Origin of the sequence: Nocardiopsis sp. RV163, from assembly GCF_001029525.1 — a bacterium.
GTDB lineage: Bacteria > Actinomycetota > Actinomycetes > Streptosporangiales > Streptosporangiaceae > Nocardiopsis > Nocardiopsis dassonvillei.
This window is the reverse complement of sequence record NZ_LEKI01000119.1, coordinates 1-18,494: the sequence shown is the minus strand read 5'-3', so window position 1 is coordinate 18,494 and position 18,494 is coordinate 1. Positions and strand designations below refer to the sequence as shown.

The following is an 18,494-nucleotide window of genomic DNA, read 5'->3' as shown; positions in this document are numbered from 1 at the left end:
GTGCGGCCCGCGCTGGTCAACAACTGGTACCGCTACGTGGGCGACCCGGCCGTCCCCGAGCAGGAGGCCGACATGCTGGCCCGCTCACCGATCAGCCGGGTGGACCGGATCACCGCGCCGCTGATGGTCGTCCAGGGGGCCAACGACGCCCGCGTGGTCAAGGCCGAGTCCGACAACATCGTCGCCGCGCTGCGCGAGCGCGGAGTGGACGTGGAGTACCTCGTCTTCGACGACGAGGGACACGCCATCGTCAACCCGGAGAACCTGATCACCATGTTCGGCGCCATCGACCGCTTCTTCTCGCGCCACCTCGGCGGACGGTGAACCGGTGAGCGGGCACGGCCGTGCCTCCGGGGCCGGGGCCGGGGCAGGAGTGAAGCCTCGCCCCGGGCCTGTCCCGGCCCGCGGTCCGCGGTCCGCGGGGAAAACGGGGACGCCTTCGCCTCCCGTTTCCCGCAAGGCCGGGACCGGTCAGCTGGGAACGCGGCTGCGCCCGACGAGGAACCACAGGATGGCCCCGATCAGGGGCGCGACGCAGACGAAGATGAGCCAGACGACCTTCATCGCCCCGTCCACCCGCGACGTGAGGATGCTGAACACCGCCGCGATGATCAGCACGACCGCCACCAGGGACACCAACGCGACCCCGGCCAGCAGCAGGGTCGGGAGCACGGTGTGGAGGAGGTTCGGGTCGTTCAGCGCCTGGAGCGGCATGTCGTTCCCTTTCGAGGTCCGGGGTCGGGCGTGGTGTCCCCGACCGGCCGCGGCGGGACCGCGGGCGGACGGGCTCCCGGCGGTCCGTCGGTGCGGGCCGACCGGGCGCCCCCGTGGGGACGGACACCACGCTATGTGTTCGGGCGGTGGCGACGCATCCGTCTGGAGAACCCACCGCGTCGTCTCCTAAGGCTGCGCGTACCTGGGAGGGGAGTCGCTTTGGTCGGTGCGCCGACCGACTTTCGTCGGTGTCCTGAGGTGTGTCGCCGACCCGCCGAGGCCCTTGAGGGCGGGGAGCTGGTCGACGCGGTCTGGTCGTACGAGGAGCCCTACCCGGCGGTCGCGCAGATCGCCGGGCACGTCGCTTTCAACCCCGACGAGGTCCGGGTCACCGTCGACCCCTGAGCGGTCGCGCGGCGGGCCTTCCCGCCGGGGAGTGCCCGCCGCGCGCCGAGCGACTCGGCTCCCGTGCTCATCGCACGCGTCAGCGGAGCCCGTACGCAGACCGGGACCATCGTCGCGTCGGTGGCGAAACGCACCGTGATCGTGCCGACGGCACCTCCGCGCTCGCAGACGCCCGTCCGGTGCCGAACGCTTCCCACGCCGCCACGGACGGCCTCGGGCGCCTCCTACGGGACGCGGTCGTCGGGCGGGCGGGCGTCATACTGGCTGGCGTGAGCCGTGATGCCGTTCCTCCCCCCGTCCGGATTCCGGGGTACCACTCGGAGAACCCCCTCAACCGGCGCCCGGAACTCCTGGACCAGAGGCTGTTCTGGCTGGTGCACCTCTACGACGGTGCCCGGGGCGAGATCGGAAGGCGGCTGTTCGGTTCGGAGCACGCGTGGGACGACTACGTACGCTTCCAGCGCCGGGTGTGGCGCCGGGACGCCCTGTCGGCCTTCGTCCTCCCGCTCGCCACCGGCCACTGCCTCTACGTCGTCTACAGCATCAGCGGCGGCGACGCGGGCGTGGATTACCTCCTGCACCATCCGGACTGGGACGGAGCCGATGTCATCGCCGTCCACGCCGGGGAGGGCATGGTGCCCGGCCTGTCCTGGCCGGAACTGCTCGCCGCCGCGGACAACGGCCCGTCCGGGACGGGGAACATCGATTCCCGCGCCCGCCTGCTGCTTCTCCTGCCCGCCTGCGCGGACGGTTCCGCGCCGGGCGGTGCGGTCCGCCGTTTGGCGGCGGCGCTGCGCGCACGTGTGGGAGCCGAAGCCCCGGAGGCGCTCGCCTCCGCCATCGTGGAGCGATGGTCGGCGTCCGGTCCGGTGCGCTGGAGGACGAACGGTGCCGGGGTCCGGGTCAACGACGGAACGTACTCCTTGCGCAACCCCGACACCTTCTCCGCCCTGACGGGGTCGAGCCTCGCCCGTGTGTCCGCCGCGCTCGCCCCGTGAGGCGGGTTCGGCTCAGCCCTGGCGCGGGACGGTGCCGACGAAGTACACGCGTGCGTTCAGGTCCGGCTCGTGTCCGAGGAGGCGGTCGACGGTGTTCCAGAACGGCGGCGGCCACGGGTGCGGCATGTCCCCCTCCCGGCCGAGGCGGTCCCCGTGGAAGGGGTCTCCCCCGTGGAACCGGGAGGCCCGGACGAGCGGGCGCGGGAGCCCTCCAGCGGGCCTGTCCGGCAGCCGAAGGCCGTCCGGTTGGGGCTGGCCAAGGCGTCGCCGGGTGCCCGGGCGTCGTCCATGACGAGGTCGACGTAGGCCTCGTGCACGCCGCGCGGTGGTGGAGGCGGGCGTAGTAGATCGCGAACAAGCCGTGCCCGCTGTCTAGGGAACCGCGGATCCGCAGGTGCTCAAAGCCCGCGCGCGGTTCGTACTCCGTGAACAGCAGGTGGTCCAGCAGCACGCGCGGGGTGGTCCCGCCTCCGTGCGTTCCGCGTCGCCGCGGGGCCGGGTCCAACCGGCCGACGAGGTGGGAGCGCATGGCGTCGGGTGGCGCAAGTGTTCTGGAAGGGCCCATGCGAGCGCTCCCCCCGCTGGGCCGCTCCGGTGCCTCCACGGGCTCCGGGCCGTCGCGGATGGGGTTGACGAACTTATGTTAGCGAGTAACAATTCTTGTGCCGGAACCGGACGGGGGCGGAACGGACATGGACCAGCGCACGCGCCGCAGACAGCGCAACAGGGCCGCCATCCAGGAGGCCGCCCTGCGCCTGTTCGAGCGGCAGGGCTACGAGGCGACCACGGTCGCCCAGATCGCCCGTGAGGCGGGCGTCTCGCACATGACGTTCTTCCGCTGCTTCCCCTCCAAGGAGGACGTGGTCCTGCGGGACGAGTACGACCCGATGCTGGAGGACCTCGTCCGCGAACAGCCCGACACGCTCCCGGCCGTCGAGCGGATCCACCGGGCCGCCCTGGTCGGACTCGGCCGGGTCTACGAGGACAACCGGGAGGCGCTGCTGGCCCGGGCCCGCCTCCTGCTGTCCATCCCGGCCCTGCGCTCGCGCGTCGGCGAGAACCTGGCCTCGGCGAGCACCGCCTTCGAACGCGGTCTGACCCCGGCCCGGGGTGAGGCCCCCGATCCGGCACCGCACGGGACCGAGCCCCCCGGCCTGGAGACCAGGGCCGTCGCCGCCGCCTGCTCGGCGGTGCTGTCCGAGGCCGTCGTCGCCTGGGTCGACTCGGAAGGGCGGGACGAACTGCCCGCGCTCGTCGACCGGGCCTTCCTCGCCCTGCGCGCCCCCTCACCCGCCCGCCACCGACCCTGAGGATTCCCATGGCCGACCAGGTCATCACCGTCGAGGACCTCCGGGTCCGCTACCCGAACGCCGACCGGCCCGCGGTCGCGGGGATGAGCTTCTCCGTGGCCCGCGGCGAGGTCTTCGGCTTCCTCGGTCCCAGCGGCGCCGGGAAGTCCACGACCCAGAAGGTGCTCACCCGGCTGCTGCGCCGCTACGAGGGCGAGGTGCGCGTCCTGGGGCGGCCCCTGCGCGACCGGGGCGCGGACTACTTCGAGCGCGTGGGCGTGGGCTTCGAGCTCCCGGCCGGGTTCGGCAGGCTCACCGCCCGCGAGAACCTCGCCGCCTTCGCCTCCCTCTACCGAGGTCCCGTCGAGGACCCCGGCGAACTCCTGGCCCGGGTGGACCTGGCGGACGCGGCCGACCGCAGGGTCGACGACCTGTCCAAGGGCATGCGCATGCGGCTCAACCTGGCCCGGGCGCTGGTCAACAGACCCGAACTCCTCTTCCTGGACGAGCCCACCTCGGGCCAGGACCCGGTGCGCTCCGCCCTGCTGCGGGAGGTAGTCCGGGAGGCGGCCGACAGGGGGTGCACGGTCTTCCTCACCACCCACGACATGGTCACCGCCGACCTGCTGTGCGACCGGGTCGCCTTCGTGGCCGGCGGGCGGATCGCCGCCGTGGACACACCGCGCGGCTTCAGGCTCCGCTACGGCCGCCCCGGACTCGTGGCCCGCGTGCGCGGGCGGGCCGCCCGGGAGATGCCGATGCAGGCCCTGGCCGAGGACGCCGAACTCCTGGAGCTGCTGAGGCGGGGCGAGGTGGAGACGCTGCACACCCGCGAGGCCTCGCTGGACGAGGTCTTCGCGACGGTCACCCGGGAGAAGCTGTGAACCGTCTGCTCGCGGCCGCCGCGCTGGAGTCGCGGGTCGGACTGCGCTACGGCGTCGCACCCGTGGCCGCCGCCCTCGGCGCCGTGTGGACCCTGGTCCTGCTCGCGGTCCCCGCCGAGGCCGCCGGGACGGTGGCCTCCTACCTGCTCTTCCTCGACACGGCGGGCTTCGGCGCGCTCTTCGCCGCGGCCCTGCTGCTCTTCGAACGCACCGAGGGAACGCGTTCGGCGCTGACCGCGACCCCGCTGCGCGCGGGGGAGGGGGTGGCGGCCCGGCTCGCGGTGCTCACCGCGCTGACGCTGCTCATCGCCGTGCCGATGCTCGCGGCGGCGCTGCGGGGCCGCTTCGCCGACCTCGCGCAGGCCCTGCCGCCGGTCCTGGGCGGGGTGGCGCTCACCTGTCTGCTGCTGCTCACCGTGTGCCTGGCGGTGGGCGCCCGCTCCCGGGACCTGTCGGGCTTCCTCCTCGCGGCCCCGCTCGCCGTCGCGCCGCTGGTCCTGGTCCCCCTCGTGCACGTCAGCGGAATCCTGGAGCACCCGCTCCTGTACGCGGTGCCGACCACCGTCGGCGCCGACCTCATCCGCCTGGGGGCCGCGCCCGGCTCCCCCGACGCGTCCCCCGCGGCCCTGGCCGCGGGCACGGTCTACGCCGTGGCGTGGGCTGCGGCCGGGGCGGTCGCCGCCTCCCGCGTGGTCGGGCGCGGAGCTGCCCCCGCTCCCCGGAGGCACGCGAACCGCAGGGGCGCGGGCGGGTCGGCCCGGCCGGTCACCGGACGCGGCGGCCTCCCGGCGATCGCGCGCTTCGCCCGCGTCGACCTCTTCGGCGCCGGGCGCGACCCCCTGCTGCTGCTCATGCTCGGGGCCCCGGTCCTGCTTGCGCTGGTCCTCCGCTTCGCCTTCCCGGCGGCCTCGGAGTTCGTCCTCGGCTCCTACGGGTTCGACCTCGCGCCGCACACCCCCGTGGTCCTGGCGGCGCTGGTCCTGCTGCACGTGCCCATGATGTTCGGGGTGGTCGGCGGCCTGCGCGCCGTCGAGGACTCCGACGAGAACGTCCTGCTCGTGCTGCGCGCCTCGCCGGTGTCCGTGCCCGCCTACCTCGGCTACCGGACGGTCCTGGTCACCGTCCTGTCCCTGGCCGGGCTCGCCGCGGCCCTGCCCCTGAGCGGGCTCACGGCCTCGGGGTGGTCCGCGCCGGTCGTGGTCGCCCTGGTGCTCGCGGCCCTCCAGGCGCCGCTGCTGACGGCGTCGATGACCGCGCTGTCGGCCAACAAGGTGGAGGCCCTGGTCGTGGTCAAGGGGATCGGCGCGCTCCTGGTCCTGACCCCCGTGGCGGCCTGGGTCCTGCCCTCGCCCTGGAACCTCCTGCTGCTGCCGCTCCCGCCGTCCTGGCCCGCCCTGGCCCTGCCCGGCTACGACGCCGGACCGCTGGGGCCCCGGCTGTGCCTGGCGGGCGGGGCACTGGTCGCGGCCGCCGCGCTGGCGCTCCTGCTGCGGAGCACCGTGCGGCGGATCGAGGGCGCGTAGGCCGGGGGCGTCCGGCCCGGTCCGCGGCCGCGCTCCAGCAGCCGGGCGGACCGGGCCGGACGCCCCCGCAGCGGACCCTAGACCGGCTGGTCGAAGCGGGGCGTGCGCGCGAACAGGTCGGTCACCTCGCCCGACACCTCGAAGGGGGCCGTGCCGCGCCGGAAGACGATCGCCGGGCCCGGCGCGTCCGGCCGCACGGCGGTGCCGCCCACGGTCGCGCTCACCACGTCCGACCCCGCGCCCCGCACGCGCAGGTGCGTCCCCTCGCGCAGGCCGAGGACGTCCACGTCGTTGGCCTCCAGGAACTCCGTCAGCCGGGTCTCACGGGTCTCGCCCTGGTGCGTGGACCGGGGGTCGGCGTCCAGGTAGTGCGGGTTGATCTGGAACGGGACGAACCCCAGCGCGGCGAAGGACGGCGGCTCCACGATGGGCATGTCGTTGGTGGTGCGCAGCGTGGGAGCGGTGATGTTGGTGCCCGCGCTCGCCCCCATGTAGGGCAGCCCGGCCAGGACGCGGTCGCGCAGGTCGTCCAGGAGCCCGGTGCGCTGGAGGGCGGCCACGAGGCGGAAGGTGTTGCCCCCGCCCACGAAGACGGCCTGCGCCTCGTCCAGGACCCGTGCGGCCCCGGCGTCCGCCGGGACCCCCGTCACGCGGATTCCGCGCGCCGCGAAGGCCTCGGCCACCCGCGCGGTGTAGGCACTGTGGTCGCCCCCCGCGAACGGCACGAACGCGACCGCGTCGCGGCCGTCGAGGAAGGCCTCCACCTCCTCCCACGCGTGGTCGAGGTAGCCCCGGCCGTGGTTGGTCGAGTTGGAGAAGAGCAGCAGCTCGGGCATGGTCCCCCTTCAGGGAGCGGTCGGGCGCGGGGAGGGGCGGGAGCCGTGCCCCCGCCTCCAGTTGCGCGTGGGCGGTGCCGGGCGGCGGTTGGACAGCAGCCCGGTGAGACCGTCGGCCGCGGCGCGCAGCGGCGCCAGGTGGTCGAGCAGGTCGTCGTCGTGGTCGGAGTGCTTGTTCTCCACCAGTGTCACGGAGCCGACCGGGCGCTTGCCGCCGAACACGGGGACGGCCAGCGCGCGGGACGCGGCGTCGTACTCGCCCTGGGAGAGCGCGTAGCCCTGCTCGACGGCCTCGTCGAAGAGCTCCTCGACCTGCTGTTCGTCGAAGGGCGTGAGGTCGGAGAAGCGGGCGGAGGGGCGCCCCGCCAGCAGGGCCCTGCGCTCCGCCGGGTCCAGGAAGGCGAAGTAGGCCCGGGAGGTGGCCCCGGCGTGGGCGGGGTAGAGCTCGTCGAGGAAGGGGTGGGAGCGGCGCGGGCCCTCCGAGCCGCCGACCGCGGCGATGCAGCGCACGTGCGCGCCGTCGGGGACGCAGAACAGGCAGGTGCGGCCGCTGGAGCGGGCCAGATCGGCGAGCAGGGGTTCGGCCAGGACGGAGAGGCCGCCCGAGCGCTCCCACAGCCCGGCCATGCGCCACATGGCGGGGCCCATGCTGTAGCGGCGAGTGTCGGGGTCGGCGCGCAGGAACCCCTTGCCCGCCAGGGAGGCCAGGAGGCGCTGGGCGGTCGACTTCGACAGGCCGAACTCGTCGGCGAGTTCGAGGACGCCCCAGCTCGTGCGGTACTCGTCGAAGCTGAGGAGGACGTCGAGCGCGCGGTCGACCGTCTGGAGCGGGCCGGTGCGTTCCGTGGAACCGGTGGACATGGAAGCCCACCCTACGTCCCGAGGAGGGACCGGCACCCCCGGCTTCGGGGATCGAAATGTGATCTTAACTCCCACATAGTGGGAAACCTTTGCCCCGGCGGGTGAACGGGAGGCAGCCTGGGCGTGACGGGCCAGGACGCGGCAGCCGCGCACCGCAGGCCTTTGACCAGCGACACTCCGTCCTCGACGGACGTGAGCCATCCCTGAAGGACACACATGGAACCGTCGGCACCTGGTTCGTCCACCGAACCGCAGACCCCGGGAAACGCCCGCCACCCGCGCGCGTTCGAACCCGTCGTCGTCATCGTCACCGTCCTGGTGAGCCTCCTCGGGGCGGTGATCGGCATCCACATGATCACGACGCTCGGGGTCTCGCCCAACACCAGCGTCATCGGCGCGGTCGTGGCCATGCTCATCGGCCGGATCGGGTTCCTGGGGCTGCGCTCGATGCGCAACACCAACCGGCAGAACCTCATCCAGTCCTCGATCTCCGGCGCGACCTTCGCCTCGGCGAACTCCCTGCTCACCCCGATCGCCATCCCGTTCCTCTTCGGCCGCCCCGACCTGGTGTGGCCGATGCTGCTGGGCGCGTCCCTGGGTCTGCTCATCGACGTGTTCGTGCTCTACAAGGCGTTCGGCTCCCGGTTCCTGCCCGCCGACGCGGCCTGGCCGCCCGGGGTGGCGGCGGCCGAGACCATCAAGGCCGGTGACAGGGGCGGACGCCAGGCGGCCATCCTGGTGGGCGGCGGCGCGGTCGGACTCGGCGCGTCCTTCCTGGGCATGCCGATGTCGGCGGCGGGCATCGCCATGATCGGCAACGTCTGGGCCCTGCTCATGTTCGCCGTGGGCCTGCTCGTCGCCCAGTACTCCCCGGCGGTCATCGGGATCGACCTCAACTCGATCTACGTGCCGCACGGCGTCATGATCGGCGCGGGCGTGGTCGCGCTGGCGCAGATCGTGGTCATCCTCGCCGGCCGCCAGAGCCGCCGGGAGAGGGAGCGCGAGGCCGCCCGCGACCGCGCCGCCCAGGACGACCCGTCCCTGGCCTACACGGTGGACCGCGCCACCCTGGGCCGGGTCCTGGGCTCGGGCTACGTGCTGTTCGCCCTCGGCGCCCTCGTGCTCGCGGTCACCGGCGGGATCTGGGCGGACATGAGCTGGCCGGGCATCCTCGGGTTCGTCCTGTTCGCCGCCGTGGCCGCCCTGGTCCACGAACTCATCGTCGGCCTGGCCGCCATGCACGCGGGCTGGTTCCCCGCCTTCGCGGTCACCCTCATCTTCCTCATCCTCGGCCTGGCGCTGGGCATCCCCGGGGTGCCGCTGGCCCTGCTCGTGGGCTACTGCGCGGCCACCGGTCCCGCCTTCGCGGACATGGGCTACGACTTCAAGGCCGGGTGGGTGCTGCGCCGCGACCGCCGCCCCTACACCGCCTTCGAACTCGACGGACGCCGCCAGCAGCTCATCTCCTCCATGATCGGGTTCGCCGTCGCCATCGGCATGGTCGCGCTGCTCTGGCAGGGCCTGTTCGAGGACGGCGCCGTGCCGCCCACCTCGATCGTCTACGCCGACACCATCAAGGCCGGGCTGAGCGACCCCTCCGTCCTGCTCCAGCTCGCCCTGTGGGCCGTGCCCGGCGCGATCGTGCAGCTCCTGGGCGGTCCCCGGCGCCAGATGGGCGTCCTGCTCGCCACCGGCCTGCTCGTGGCCACGCCCAACGCCGGATGGCTCGTCCTGGCGGGGCTGGCGATCCGCCTGGTGTGGGAGCGCCGACGCGGCGAGAAGGGCGAGCAGGAGATCGCCCTGGTCGGCGCCGGGCTCATCGCCGGGGACTCCGTCCACTCCGTCGGCACCGTCTTCAGCCGCTGAACCCGGGAGGAACCATGACACGACTCGGAGTCGTCACCATCGGCCAGGCGCCGCGCACGGACCTGACCCCGGAGATCACCGCCCTGGCGCCCGAGGCCACCGTGGTCGAGCGGGGCGTCCTGGACGGCCTCACCCGCGCCCAGATCGAGGCGCGGCCACCCGCCCCCGACGACCACGCCCTCACCACCCGCCTCGCCGACGGCACCTCCGTCGTCCTGGGCGAGTCCCTGGTCATGGAGCGCCTGCCGGGCCTGCTCGCCGACCTGGAACGCGAGGTGGACGCGGTGCTGCTCGCCTGCACCGGCGCCTTCCCGGAGCTGGAGCACACCAAGCCGCTCTTCGTGCCCGACCGGATGATCGCCTTCGGGGCCGCGGCCCTGCTCGGCGACACCGGACGCCTGGGCGTCGTGTGCCCCCTGCCCGAGCAGAGGCGCGACACCGAGGCCAAGTTCGGCCGCCGCCTGCCCACCGGGACCAGGGTGCTCACCGACGTGTGCTCCCCCTACACCGGCACCCCCGACGACCTCGCCGCCGCCGCGCGGCGCCTGGCCGACGCCGGAGCCGACCTCCTGGCCCTGGACTGCGTCGGCTACACCGAACGGATGCGCGTCCGCGCGGCCGCGGCCTCGGGCCTGCCGGTGGTCCTGGCCCGGTCGGTGTGCGTGCGCCTGGCCTCGGAGGTCCTGGACTCGCTCGGCGCGCGGACGGGGGCGGCGGCATGAGGATCGGCGTCATCCGGGTGGTCACCACCGACGACCGGGAGCAGCTCGACGCGCACGGCCGCGTCATCCGCGAGGAGTTCGGCGTGGACGCCGTCTCGCGGTGCCTGCCCGACCAGCCCGACGGCGTGCACGACGACGCCACCTTCGCGCTCGCCTCGGCCAAGGTCGCCGACCTGGCCGCGCGCATGGAACGCGGGGACGGCGTGGACGCGCTGCTCGTCAGCTGCGCCGCCGACCCGGGCCTGGCCCCCGCCCGCGCCGCGGTCGGGATCCCCGTCGTCGGGGCGGGGGAGGCCGCGGCCCGCCGGGCCCTGGAACTGGGCTCGAAGGTCGGCGTCCTGGACCTGACCACCCGCACCCCGGACTCGGTCACCTCCGTGCTCGGACCCGCCCTCGTCGCCGCGCTCGTGCCCGAGGGCGTGCGGCGGACCCACGACCTGCGCACCGACGCGGGCCTGGCCGCCTCGGTCCGGGCCGCCGAACGCCTGGTCGCCATGGGCGCGGACACCCTGATGTTCGCCTGCACCGGCATGACCACCATCGGCCTGGCCGCCCGCCTCACCGACCGGGTCGGCGTCCCCGTCGTGGACGCCGTCCGAGCCGGGGCGCGCGCCGCCGTGCGCGCGGCCGAAGGCGCGGCGGAGGGCTCGGCCCGGGGCTGAGCCCGAAACCGCGACGACGCGCCGAAGCGACAAGCCGTGTCGCCCACGCGCGCGGGCCGCGCGGCGACCACCCGAACGACCGCCCCGGCCGGGCGGTCCACCACCTGAGAGAGGGAACCCATGTCCTGGAGCCACGTCATCGAGACCCACGACCTGCTCGACACCCCGACCGCCGACGGGGCGTCCGTGGCCGAGTACCTGCGCCGCCACGGCGCGGCCGACGGCGAGGTCCTCGTGGAGACCGTCGCGGGCGAGGGCGGGTCCACCGACTTCGTCCGGGTGACGATCGCCGGTACCGACGGCGCCGCCTCCGGCGGCTCCGCGCCCACCCTGGGCATCCTCGGCCGCCTCGGCGGCCTGGGCGCGCGCCCGGAGCAGATCGGCTTCGTCAGCGACGGAGACGGCGCCCTCACCGCAGTCTCCGCGGCGGCCAAGCTCCTGGACATGCGCCGCCGGGGCGACGCCCTGCCCGGCGACGTCGTGCTGGCCACCCACATCGACCCCGACGCCCCGACCCAGCCCCACGACCCGGTCCCGTTCATGGGCTCGGTCGTGGACCAGGACGTCAGCAACCGGCACGAGGTCCTGCCCGCGATGGACGCGATCCTGTCCGTGGACACCACCAAGGGCAACCGGATCTGCAACCACCACGGCATCGCCATCACCCCGGCCGTCGTCGACGGGTGGATCGTGCGGGTCCCGGAGAGCCTGCTCGACATCGTCTCCCGCACCACCGGCCGGGCCCCGGTCGTCATGCCGCTGACCATGCAGGACATCACCCCGTACGGCAACGGCGTCTACCACGTGAACTCGATCCTGCAGCCGTCCACGGCCACCAGCGCCCCGGTCGTGGGCGTGGCCATCGTGACCGAGGAGGCCGTCGCCGGGTCGGCCACCGGCGCCACGGACCTGCGCAGCGTGGAGAGCGCGGTCCGGTTCGTCGTCGAGGCCGCGAAGGACTACGGCCGCGGCATCGCCCGCTTCGTCGACGCCGACGAGGTGCGGCGGCTCCAGGAGCTGTACGGGAGCATGTCCCACCTGCGCGGCGCGGGCGAGTCCGCCGCCTCCTGAGGCCGTGAGGAGTGCCGCTCCGCCCGGGCCGCGGGGCGGGACGGCACTCCCGGTCACCTGTTTCGCGGCAGGGCACGGGCCCGTACCGCCACCGCCGGACCCCGCCCGGCGACCGGGGGGTTCCTCCCGTTCGGGGTAACGGCAGGACCTCCCACGAGCGCGGTCGGCTCCCTATCCCGGAGGACATGGACCACCGCGACCAGATCCGGGACTTTCGCTCCACCGGACGGGCGGGGAGCACCCCGAGCAGGCGGGCCTCGCCGCCTTCGGCGGCGACCGGCGCGCCAGCGCGACCGGCCCGCCGCGGGCGCGGCGTGGGATGATGGCACCTATGGCCGACAGGGACGCACGGGAACAGCGGTTGCGCGACATCACCGCCATCCGCCGTGTCCGCGACCGGATCGACCGCGAGTACGCCCAGCCGCTCAACGTCGAGGCGCTGGCCCGCGGGGCGCACATGTCGGCCGGGCACCTGAGCAGGGAGTTCCGCCGCGTCTACGGCGAGTCGCCGTACTCGTACCTGATGACCCGGCGGATCGAACGGGCGATGACGCTGCTGCGGCGCGGCGACCTCAGCGTCACCGAGGTCTGCTTCGCGGTGGGCTCGTCCTCGCTGGGCACGTTCAGCACGAGGTTCACCGAGCTGGTCGGCGTGCCGCCGAGCGTCTACCGCCGCGACCACTCGCGGGCGGCGGCGGGCATCCCGCCCTGCCTGGCCAAACAGGTGACAAGACCGGTCAGGAATCAAGAAGCGCGCTCCCCGTAGCCGGACCTAGCGTTGGGGGCATGGACATCACCATTCACCACGCCTTCCTGCCGCACACCGACGCCGAGGCCGCCCTGGCCTTCTACCGCGACCTCCTCGGGTTCGAGGTCCGCAACGACGTCGGCTACGAGGACATGCGCTGGATCACCGTGGGTCCGGCGGGGCGCCCCGCGACCTCCATCGTGCTGCACCCGCCCGCCGTCGACCCCGGCGTCACCGAGGACGAGCGCCGCACCGTCCTGGAGCTGATGGCCAAGGGCACCTACACCGCGATCACCCTGGCCACCGACGACCTCGACGGCCTCTTCCAGCGGCTGGAGGCCGCCGGGGCGGACGTGGTCCAGGAGCCGATCGACCAGGACTACGGGGTCCGCGACTGCGCCTTCCGCGACCCGTCCGGCAACCTCGTGCGCGTCAACCAGACCGTCTGAACGGGGTTCCCCGCGGCCCCCGCCGCGACCATCCGATCCGATCCCACAAGGAAAACCAAACCATCCGCATGGCGCTCTCACTCGACACCATCACCCTCGGCGTAGCGCAGGTGGAGGACGCGCACGCCTACTACACCGCCGCTCTCTCACCCACGGCCACCGGAGACGGGGCCGCCGGTCTGGACCTGCACGGGACCGGACGCCTCGTCCTGCGCCGGATCGACGCGCTCGCCGCCGACACCGGGGCCGACCCCGCCACGGCCGGCTTCCGCGGCTACGTCCTGTCCTGGGTGGTCGGCCAGCCCAACGAGGTCCGAGCCCTCCTCGACGCCGCCACCGCCAACGGCGCGTCGGTCGTCAAACCGGCGAAGAAGCAGCTCTTCGGCGAGTTCACCGCCGTCCACCGGGCACCGGACGGGGCGCTGTGGAAGCTGGCCGCGGCCACCAAGAAGGACACCAGGCCCCTGACCCCGCCGGTCAGGCCGACCGAGACGGCGCTCTACCTGGGCGTCTCGCGGCCGACGGAGTCCAAGGCCTTCTACGAGGCGCTGGGTATGAGCGCCGACCGGGACTACGGGGACGCGTTCGTCGACTTCACCGTCACCGACGGCGCCTGCGGCCTGGGCCTGCTCACGCGCAGGGCCCTGGCCAAGGACGCGGGCGTGGACGATCGGGGCCACGGCTTCCCCGCCCTCGCCCTGACCCACACCGCCGCCTCCCGCGACGAGGTCGACACCCTCCTCCGAACCGCCGACTCCGCGGGCGGACGGGTCGCCGCCGCGGCGGCGCGGACCGACCGGGGCGACTACACCGGGCACTTCACCGACCCGGACGGCTACCGCTGGACGGTCACTTCACGCGCGTGAACGGGTCCGCCCCGGGCGGGTGGACACCACCGGTCCGGGGCGGAGCGCGTCCCGGGCCGCGCGACCGCTCCGGCCCCCCGCGCGGGGGGCGGACGGTCAGCCGCCGTTGGACTGGCGGATCCCCTCGGCGAGCGCGTCGAAGGAGTAGACGAACCCGCCGTCGTCACCGCTGACGGTCATGTAGGCCTCGGCGGTCCCGGGCGCGATGGCCACGTTGGTGGCCGAGTACAGCCCTTCGGCGGCGTCGGCCGGGACGCCGACCGTCGCCAGGTGCTCACCGAGCGGGCTGTACACGAAGACGCGCGGCTGGCCGTGGACGGCCTGGTAGAGGTTGCCGTCGGCGTCCACCGCGATGGAGTCGATCCGGCTCGTGCCGCCGTCGAAGTACAGGGCGGCGTGGGAGGTCTCCACCTCGGTGCCGTCCTCGTTCAGCGCGTAGTGGTCCACGCGGTTGGCGCCGTACTGGCCGACCCACAGCCCCGAGAAGTCCGCGGTGAAGGAGATGCCGTTGGGCGCGGGCAGCTCCTCGGCCAGGACGGTCGCCTCCGCCGTGTCGCGGTCGACGCGCACGACCCTGCCCCGGGCCTCCCACGCCGGGCCGTCGAAGCCGGCCGAGTCGCTGACGTACATGTTCCCGGCCTCGTCGAAGGCCAGGTCGTCGGGGTTCATCGGCGCTCCGTCGACCTCCCCGGAGAAGAACGTGGTGTGGTCCCCGCCCCCGGGGGTGATGCTGACGATCCTTCCTCCGGCGAAGTCGGTCAGGTAGAGCCGGTCGTCGTGCGGACTGAACTGCGCGGAGGTGTAGGCGCCGGTCCCGTCGGTGAACACCGGGGTCACCTCCCGGGATTCGGTGTCCACCCCGAGCACCTTGGGCTCCCCGGCGGGGGCGGTTACGTCCACGACGAGCAGGCGCCCGTCGGCGTCGAAGGTCGGGCCTTCGAGCAGGGTCATCCCCGTCTCCTCGTGGACGGAGGTCACCCGGACCAGGAGTTCGGCGGTGCGCTCGGTCCCGCCGTCCCGGCCGTCCCCGCTCGTGGCGGCGGGGGCGGCGCATCCGGCCGCCGCGCCGGTCAGGGCCAGCGCGGCGAGTGCGCGGGCGGCCACCGTTCGTCGCGGCCTGGGGCAGTGCTGTTCCATACGTTTTCCCCTCGGGGTCCGGGATGCGGGATCGGGTGTCGGGGGGCGTGTCCGGCGCACGTGCGCCGAACACGCCCCGGAGGGCGGGGCGCCCGTGGAGGGCGCCCGGGCCGGAGCGGTCGCGCGGTGTCAGGACCGCGCGCCCAGGACCTCGTGCATGCGGCTGTCGCGCCAGTCCGCCAGCAGCCGGTGGAAGGCCACGGGGCCGGGGCTGTAGGAGAACCCGCCGTGCACGCCCGCGCCCTCGCGGTTGTAGTAGCCGGGCGTGCACTCGGCCTGGAACGCGGAGTTGTCGTGCGCGGTCTCCCGGACGGTCCGGCCCCACGCGTCGGCGGCCTCCCGGGAGGGCTCGACCACCGGGGCCCCGGTCTTGCGGGCCTCGGCGACGACGGCGGCGATGTGCTCGGCCTGCTCCAGCAGGATGTGCGCGAAGTTCACCGAGTTGGCGTTCTGGAGCGCGCCCAGGTGGAACAGGTTCGGGAACCCGTTGCTGTAGAAGCCGTGCAGCGTGCTGGGCCCGCGGCTCCAGGAGTCCAGCAGGTCGCGCCCGCCGCGCCCGCGTACCGGCAGTGTTCCCGACATCACCCCGGACACGCCCACGTCGAACCCGGTGGCGAAGACGACGCAGTCCACGGGGTACTCGGCGTCCCCGACGACGATCGCGTCCCCGGTCATGCGGGTGACGCCGCCGTGGTCGGCGGTGTCCACCAGGGTGACGTCGGGCCGGTTGAAGGTCTGGAGGTAGTGGTCGCTGAAGCAGGGCCGCTTGCACATGTAGCGGTACCAGGGTTTGAGCAGCTCGGCCGTGGCCGGGTCGTCCACGACCTCGTCCACGCGCGCCCGGATCTGGTTCATCTTGCGGGCGTCGACCAGTTCGTCGATCCGCTCGCGCTCCTCGGCCGGGACGCTGGTGTCCAGCGCGCCGGAGATCATCTTGCGCTGGAGCCGGGCGGTGGAGGTCCAGCCGTCGCGGGTCAGGTCGGTCTCGACCGGCTCGCCGGAGACGATCGCCAGGAAGTTCTCCATGCGCTCGCGCTGCCAGCCGGGTTCGAGGGAGGCCGCCCACTCCGGGTCGGTGGGGCGGTTGTCGCGCACGTCCACCGAGGAGGGGGTGCGCTGGAACACGTACAGGTGCTTCGCGTCGCGGCCCAGGTGCGGGATGACCTGCACGCCGGTCGCGCCGGTGCCCACGACCGCGACCCTCTTGTCGGCGAGGCCGGTGAGGCCGCCGGTCTGGTCGCCGCCGGTGTAGCCGTAGTCCCAGCGGCTCGTGTGGAAGGTGTGGCCCCGGAAGGTGTCGATCCCCGGGATGCCCGGCAGCTTGGGCTGGGTGAGCGTGCCCGAGGAGGTGATGACGAACCGCGCGCGCATCCGGTCGCCGCGGTCGGTCTCCACCACCCACTCGTCAGTGTCCTCGTCCCAGTTCAGCGCCGTGGCGCGGGTGTGGAACAGCGCGTCGCGGTACAGCCCGAAGGTCTCAGCTATGGCCACGGCGTGGCGGCGGATCTCCTCGCCGGGCGCGTAGCGCCACTTCGGTACGTAGCCGACCTCCTCCAGCAGGGGCATGTAGGAGTAGGACTCGATGTCGCAGTGGATGCCCGGGTAGCGGTTCCAGTACCAGGTCCCGCCGAAGTCGCCCGCCTCGTCCATCATCCGGATCGACTCCACGCCCGCCTGGCGCAGCCGCGCACCGGTGGTCAGGCCGCCGAAACCGCCGCCGATCACGAGCACCTCCACGGCGTCGGTCAGCGGTTCGCGTTCGGTCCACGGGGTGTAGGGGTCCTTGGCGTAGTAGCCGAACCCGCCCGAGGCCGAGCGGTACTGGCCGGTGCCGTCGGGGCGGACGCGGCGGTCGCGCTCGCGGGCGTACCTGGCCCGCAGCGCGTCGAGGTCGATCTCCTCGGTGCGGTCGCCGGTGTCGGCGGTCGCGTCGGAGGCTGTGCCCATGTGCCGTCCTCACTTCGTTGCCGTCGCATCGCGACGCGGACGCGGCGCCGGGTTCGCGCGGGGGATGGCCGTGGTGCTCACGGGAGCGTGGAACGGGATCCGGGCGGCTGCCGTCCCGATGCGGCGGCGGTGTCGTTGAACCGTGCGCCAAAAAGCTTAGCATCAGGCTAAGTATTTGGGTCCGGGAGAGCCCGTCGCGGCGCTCTATCATGGCGGCTATGCGGCAACAGGCGACCGAACAGGGCGAACACGAACGCGAACGCATCGTGCGCGAGATCCAGACCCTGAACGGGACGATGGAGGAGACCGTGATGGCCGCCCTCCTGCAGAACCTGCTGTCGATGGACCTCACCATCCAGCAGCTCAGGGTGCTCATGGTCCTGGTCACCACGGAGGAGGGCGCGACGGGCAGGGGGCTGTCGGAGTCGTTCGGCGTCTCCATGGCGTCGATGTCGGGCGTGCTCGACCGGCTGGTGTCCCACGGCGTCGCCGAGCGCTCGGCCGACCCCGACGACCAGCGCGTCCGCCGCCTCCGCGCCACGCCCCTGGGCGCCTCGGTCGTGCGGCGCCTGATGGTGGCGCGGCCCTTTCGCGACGACATCCTCATGGGCCTGCCCATGGAGGACCTGCGCGCCCTCGAACAGGGGTTCCGGGCGGTGAGCAGGGAGATCTCCCGGCTGGGCGCACCGGACTGACCCCCTCCGTCGGGCGGGCCGGTCACCGGGCGGCCCCATGTCCGGGGCGACTGGGGACAGGGCCGCGCCCCGCCCGTCCGGGGCGGGAGGGTTACCGGCCCGACCGTGCGGACAGCCGTGGCGAGACCATGCGTCCGACCGCGCGCAGCAGGGCCCGGAACTCGGCCCGGTTCGGGCGCACGCCCAGACCGGCGTACATGAGCGCGTTCCCGTACTCGGCCATGAGGACGATCCGGCCGTCCTCGACGTCGAACCGCGTCACGTAGGTGTTGCGGTAGGGCTGGCCCGTGCGCGCGACGACCATGTCGCCGACGCCGTGGAAGAAGAGCTGGCGGCCGTCGGGCGAGACGCGCCACGCGTGGTCGCGCCACCGCAGCGGGGCGAACTTGTCGAACAGTGCGCCCGTGTAGGCCAGGACCTCGCTCCTGCCCTTGACGTCCGCCACGCACAGGCCCCGTGTGCGCCCCTCGATGATGTCCGTGACGCCCTCGGGGGTCGTGGCGCTCCGGACGTGCATGAACAGCTGCCGCGCGTCGTCGGCCAGGGTCCGGGCCACGGCCTCGATGTCCTTGGCCTCGACGGCGCGGACGAACTCCCGGGCCACGGCGAGTCCGGCGTGGGTGGCGGGGGTCAGCCTCTGGTCGTGCATGGAAGTCTCCGATCGTTGTGTTCCGCCGCGCGTTCCGGGCGGTCCCGGTGCGCCCGGTGCGGTGTGCTCTCGATGATCCGGGGCGCCGGGCGGGGGAGGAAGACCGCGTCGAGGGTGGTACCGGCAGGACCAGGCTCGCCCGACGGCACGGGGCGCGGGGCGGGGACAATGG

20 protein-coding genes are annotated in these 18,494 nt (G+C 73.8%); 14 read left to right on the top strand and 6 right to left on the bottom strand.

Going from position 1 to position 18,494, the window contains the following annotated elements; genetic code table 11:
• On the top strand, positions 1-324 hold a 324-nt coding region (locus ABD54_RS19150; protein WP_152692061.1), incomplete at its 5' end, for a S9 family peptidase.
• 147 nt (positions 325-471) lie between these two features.
• Here ABD54_RS19150 and ABD54_RS19145 read toward each other — a convergent pair.
• Positions 472-714, bottom strand: a complete 243-nt coding sequence (locus ABD54_RS19145; RefSeq protein WP_047870883.1) for a PLD nuclease N-terminal domain-containing protein — start codon at positions 712-714, stop codon at positions 472-474.
• 258 nt (positions 715-972) lie between these two features.
• Between ABD54_RS19145 and ABD54_RS28035 the strand changes: the two genes are divergently transcribed.
• The 5 genes from ABD54_RS28035 (at position 973) to ABD54_RS19120 (ending at position 5,813) form a co-directional block, all read left to right on the top strand.
• Positions 973-1,119 carry a DUF427 domain-containing protein gene (locus ABD54_RS28035; RefSeq protein WP_394324546.1) on the top strand — a complete coding sequence of 49 codons (147 nt, stop codon included), beginning with the start codon at positions 973-975 and terminating at the stop codon, positions 1,117-1,119.
• Positions 1,120-1,388: 269 nt separating this feature from the next.
• The gene (locus ABD54_RS19140; RefSeq protein ID WP_235432110.1) at positions 1,389-2,117 is read left to right on the top strand and encodes a hypothetical protein; all 729 of its coding nucleotides are present in this window, start codon (positions 1,389-1,391) and stop codon (positions 2,115-2,117) included.
• 692 nt (positions 2,118-2,809) lie between these two features.
• Positions 2,810-3,427, top strand: a complete 618-nt coding sequence (locus ABD54_RS19130; protein WP_053063621.1) for a TetR/AcrR family transcriptional regulator — start codon at positions 2,810-2,812, stop codon at positions 3,425-3,427.
• Between the two features lie 8 nt (positions 3,428-3,435).
• A complete protein-coding gene (locus tag ABD54_RS19125) occupies positions 3,436-4,290 on the top strand; it encodes an ABC transporter ATP-binding protein (protein WP_047870882.1) in 855 nt (284 codons plus the stop codon).
• A complete protein-coding gene (locus tag ABD54_RS19120) occupies positions 4,287-5,813 on the top strand; it encodes a hypothetical protein (protein ID WP_047870881.1) in 1,527 nt (508 codons plus the stop codon). Before ABD54_RS19125 ends, ABD54_RS19120 begins: the two co-directional genes overlap by 4 nt.
• A 77-nt stretch (positions 5,814-5,890) precedes the next feature.
• Here ABD54_RS19120 and pepE read toward each other — a convergent pair whose 3' ends face one another.
• A complete protein-coding gene (gene pepE, locus ABD54_RS19115) occupies positions 5,891-6,649 on the bottom strand; it encodes a dipeptidase PepE (RefSeq protein WP_047870880.1) in 759 nt (252 codons plus the stop codon).
• A gap of 9 nt (positions 6,650-6,658) precedes the next feature.
• The gene (locus ABD54_RS19110) at positions 6,659-7,510 is read right to left on the bottom strand and encodes an IclR family transcriptional regulator (RefSeq protein WP_013152720.1); all 852 of its coding nucleotides are present in this window, start codon (positions 7,508-7,510) and stop codon (positions 6,659-6,661) included.
• 216 nt (positions 7,511-7,726) lie between these two features.
• On the opposite strand from ABD54_RS19110, the gene ABD54_RS19105 reads away from it, so the two are divergent.
• The 7 genes from ABD54_RS19105 (at position 7,727) to ABD54_RS19075 (ending at position 13,894) form a co-directional block, all read left to right on the top strand.
• Positions 7,727-9,376: an OPT/YSL family transporter gene (locus tag ABD54_RS19105; RefSeq protein ID WP_047870879.1), complete on the top strand. Its 1,650-nt coding sequence runs from the start codon at positions 7,727-7,729 to the stop codon at positions 9,374-9,376.
• Positions 9,377-9,390: 14 nt separating this feature from the next.
• The gene (locus ABD54_RS19100) at positions 9,391-10,098 is read left to right on the top strand and encodes an AroM family protein (protein WP_047870878.1); all 708 of its coding nucleotides are present in this window, start codon (positions 9,391-9,393) and stop codon (positions 10,096-10,098) included.
• On the top strand, positions 10,095-10,760 hold the full coding sequence (locus ABD54_RS19095) for an aspartate/glutamate racemase family protein (protein ID WP_047870877.1): 666 nt from the start codon (positions 10,095-10,097) through the stop codon (positions 10,758-10,760). Before ABD54_RS19100 ends, ABD54_RS19095 begins: the two co-directional genes overlap by 4 nt.
• 120 nt (positions 10,761-10,880) lie before the next feature.
• Positions 10,881-11,831, top strand: coding sequence for a DUF1177 domain-containing protein (locus ABD54_RS19090; RefSeq protein ID WP_047870876.1), 951 nt, complete (start codon positions 10,881-10,883; stop codon positions 11,829-11,831).
• Positions 11,832-12,162: 331 nt separating this feature from the next.
• The gene (locus tag ABD54_RS19085; protein ID WP_047870875.1) at positions 12,163-12,597 is read left to right on the top strand and encodes a helix-turn-helix transcriptional regulator; all 435 of its coding nucleotides are present in this window, start codon (positions 12,163-12,165) and stop codon (positions 12,595-12,597) included.
• Between the two features lie 20 nt (positions 12,598-12,617).
• Positions 12,618-13,028 (top strand): VOC family protein, encoded by a 411-nt coding sequence (locus ABD54_RS19080; protein WP_047870874.1) that lies wholly within the window; start codon positions 12,618-12,620, stop codon positions 13,026-13,028.
• Positions 13,029-13,096: 68 nt separating this feature from the next.
• Positions 13,097-13,894 (top strand): VOC family protein, encoded by a 798-nt coding sequence (locus tag ABD54_RS19075; protein ID WP_047870873.1) that lies wholly within the window; start codon positions 13,097-13,099, stop codon positions 13,892-13,894.
• A 96-nt stretch (positions 13,895-13,990) separates the two neighbouring features.
• On the opposite strand, the gene ABD54_RS19070 is transcribed toward ABD54_RS19075, so the two are convergent.
• Together ABD54_RS19070 and ABD54_RS19065 are read right to left on the bottom strand one after the other, a co-directional pair.
• A complete protein-coding gene (locus ABD54_RS19070; RefSeq protein ID WP_047870872.1) occupies positions 13,991-15,031 on the bottom strand; it encodes an SMP-30/gluconolactonase/LRE family protein in 1,041 nt (346 codons plus the stop codon).
• 129 nt (positions 15,032-15,160) lie between these two features.
• Entirely contained in the window at positions 15,161-16,978 is a 1,818-nt protein-coding gene (locus tag ABD54_RS19065; RefSeq protein WP_047870871.1) for an NAD(P)/FAD-dependent oxidoreductase, read from the bottom strand.
• 218 nt (positions 16,979-17,196) lie between these two features.
• Between ABD54_RS19065 and ABD54_RS19060 the strand changes: the two genes are divergently transcribed.
• Positions 17,197-17,673 carry a MarR family winged helix-turn-helix transcriptional regulator gene (locus tag ABD54_RS19060; protein WP_053063619.1) on the top strand — a complete coding sequence of 159 codons (477 nt, stop codon included), beginning with the start codon at positions 17,197-17,199 and terminating at the stop codon, positions 17,671-17,673.
• 91 nt (positions 17,674-17,764) lie between these two features.
• Here ABD54_RS19060 and ABD54_RS19055 read toward each other — a convergent pair whose 3' ends face one another.
• The gene (locus ABD54_RS19055; RefSeq protein ID WP_047870870.1) at positions 17,765-18,322 is read right to left on the bottom strand and encodes a nuclear transport factor 2 family protein; all 558 of its coding nucleotides are present in this window, start codon (positions 18,320-18,322) and stop codon (positions 17,765-17,767) included.
• Positions 18,323-18,494: the final 172 nt, after the last annotated feature.

Bases quoted from the DNA above. Each gene is read 5' to 3' on its own strand.
- ABD54_RS19145 (WP_047870883.1), bottom strand. From the start codon at position 714: ATGCCGCTCCAGGCGCTGAACGACCCGAACCTCCTCCACACCGTGCTC.
- ABD54_RS19130 (WP_053063621.1), top strand. From the start codon at position 2,810: ATGGACCAGCGCACGCGCCGCAGACAGCGCAACAGGGCCGCCATCCAG.
- ABD54_RS19125 (WP_047870882.1), top strand. From the start codon at position 3,436: ATGGCCGACCAGGTCATCACCGTCGAGGACCTCCGGGTCCGCTACCCG.
- pepE (WP_047870880.1), bottom strand. From the start codon at position 6,649: ATGCCCGAGCTGCTGCTCTTCTCCAACTCGACCAACCACGGCCGGGGC.
- ABD54_RS19110 (WP_013152720.1), bottom strand. From the start codon at position 7,510: ATGTCCACCGGTTCCACGGAACGCACCGGCCCGCTCCAGACGGTCGAC.
- ABD54_RS19105 (WP_047870879.1), top strand. From the start codon at position 7,727: ATGGAACCGTCGGCACCTGGTTCGTCCACCGAACCGCAGACCCCGGGA.
- ABD54_RS19100 (WP_047870878.1), top strand. From the start codon at position 9,391: ATGACACGACTCGGAGTCGTCACCATCGGCCAGGCGCCGCGCACGGAC.
- ABD54_RS19095 (WP_047870877.1), top strand. From the start codon at position 10,095: ATGAGGATCGGCGTCATCCGGGTGGTCACCACCGACGACCGGGAGCAG.
- ABD54_RS19090 (WP_047870876.1), top strand. From the start codon at position 10,881: ATGTCCTGGAGCCACGTCATCGAGACCCACGACCTGCTCGACACCCCG.
- ABD54_RS19085 (WP_047870875.1), top strand. From the start codon at position 12,163: ATGGCCGACAGGGACGCACGGGAACAGCGGTTGCGCGACATCACCGCC.
- ABD54_RS19080 (WP_047870874.1), top strand. From the start codon at position 12,618: ATGGACATCACCATTCACCACGCCTTCCTGCCGCACACCGACGCCGAG.
- ABD54_RS19075 (WP_047870873.1), top strand. From the start codon at position 13,097: ATGGCGCTCTCACTCGACACCATCACCCTCGGCGTAGCGCAGGTGGAG.
- ABD54_RS19070 (WP_047870872.1), bottom strand. From the start codon at position 15,031: ATGGAACAGCACTGCCCCAGGCCGCGACGAACGGTGGCCGCCCGCGCA.
- ABD54_RS19065 (WP_047870871.1), bottom strand. From the start codon at position 16,978: ATGGGCACAGCCTCCGACGCGACCGCCGACACCGGCGACCGCACCGAG.
- ABD54_RS19060 (WP_053063619.1), top strand. From the start codon at position 17,197: ATGCGGCAACAGGCGACCGAACAGGGCGAACACGAACGCGAACGCATC.
- ABD54_RS19055 (WP_047870870.1), bottom strand. From the start codon at position 18,322: ATGCACGACCAGAGGCTGACCCCCGCCACCCACGCCGGACTCGCCGTG.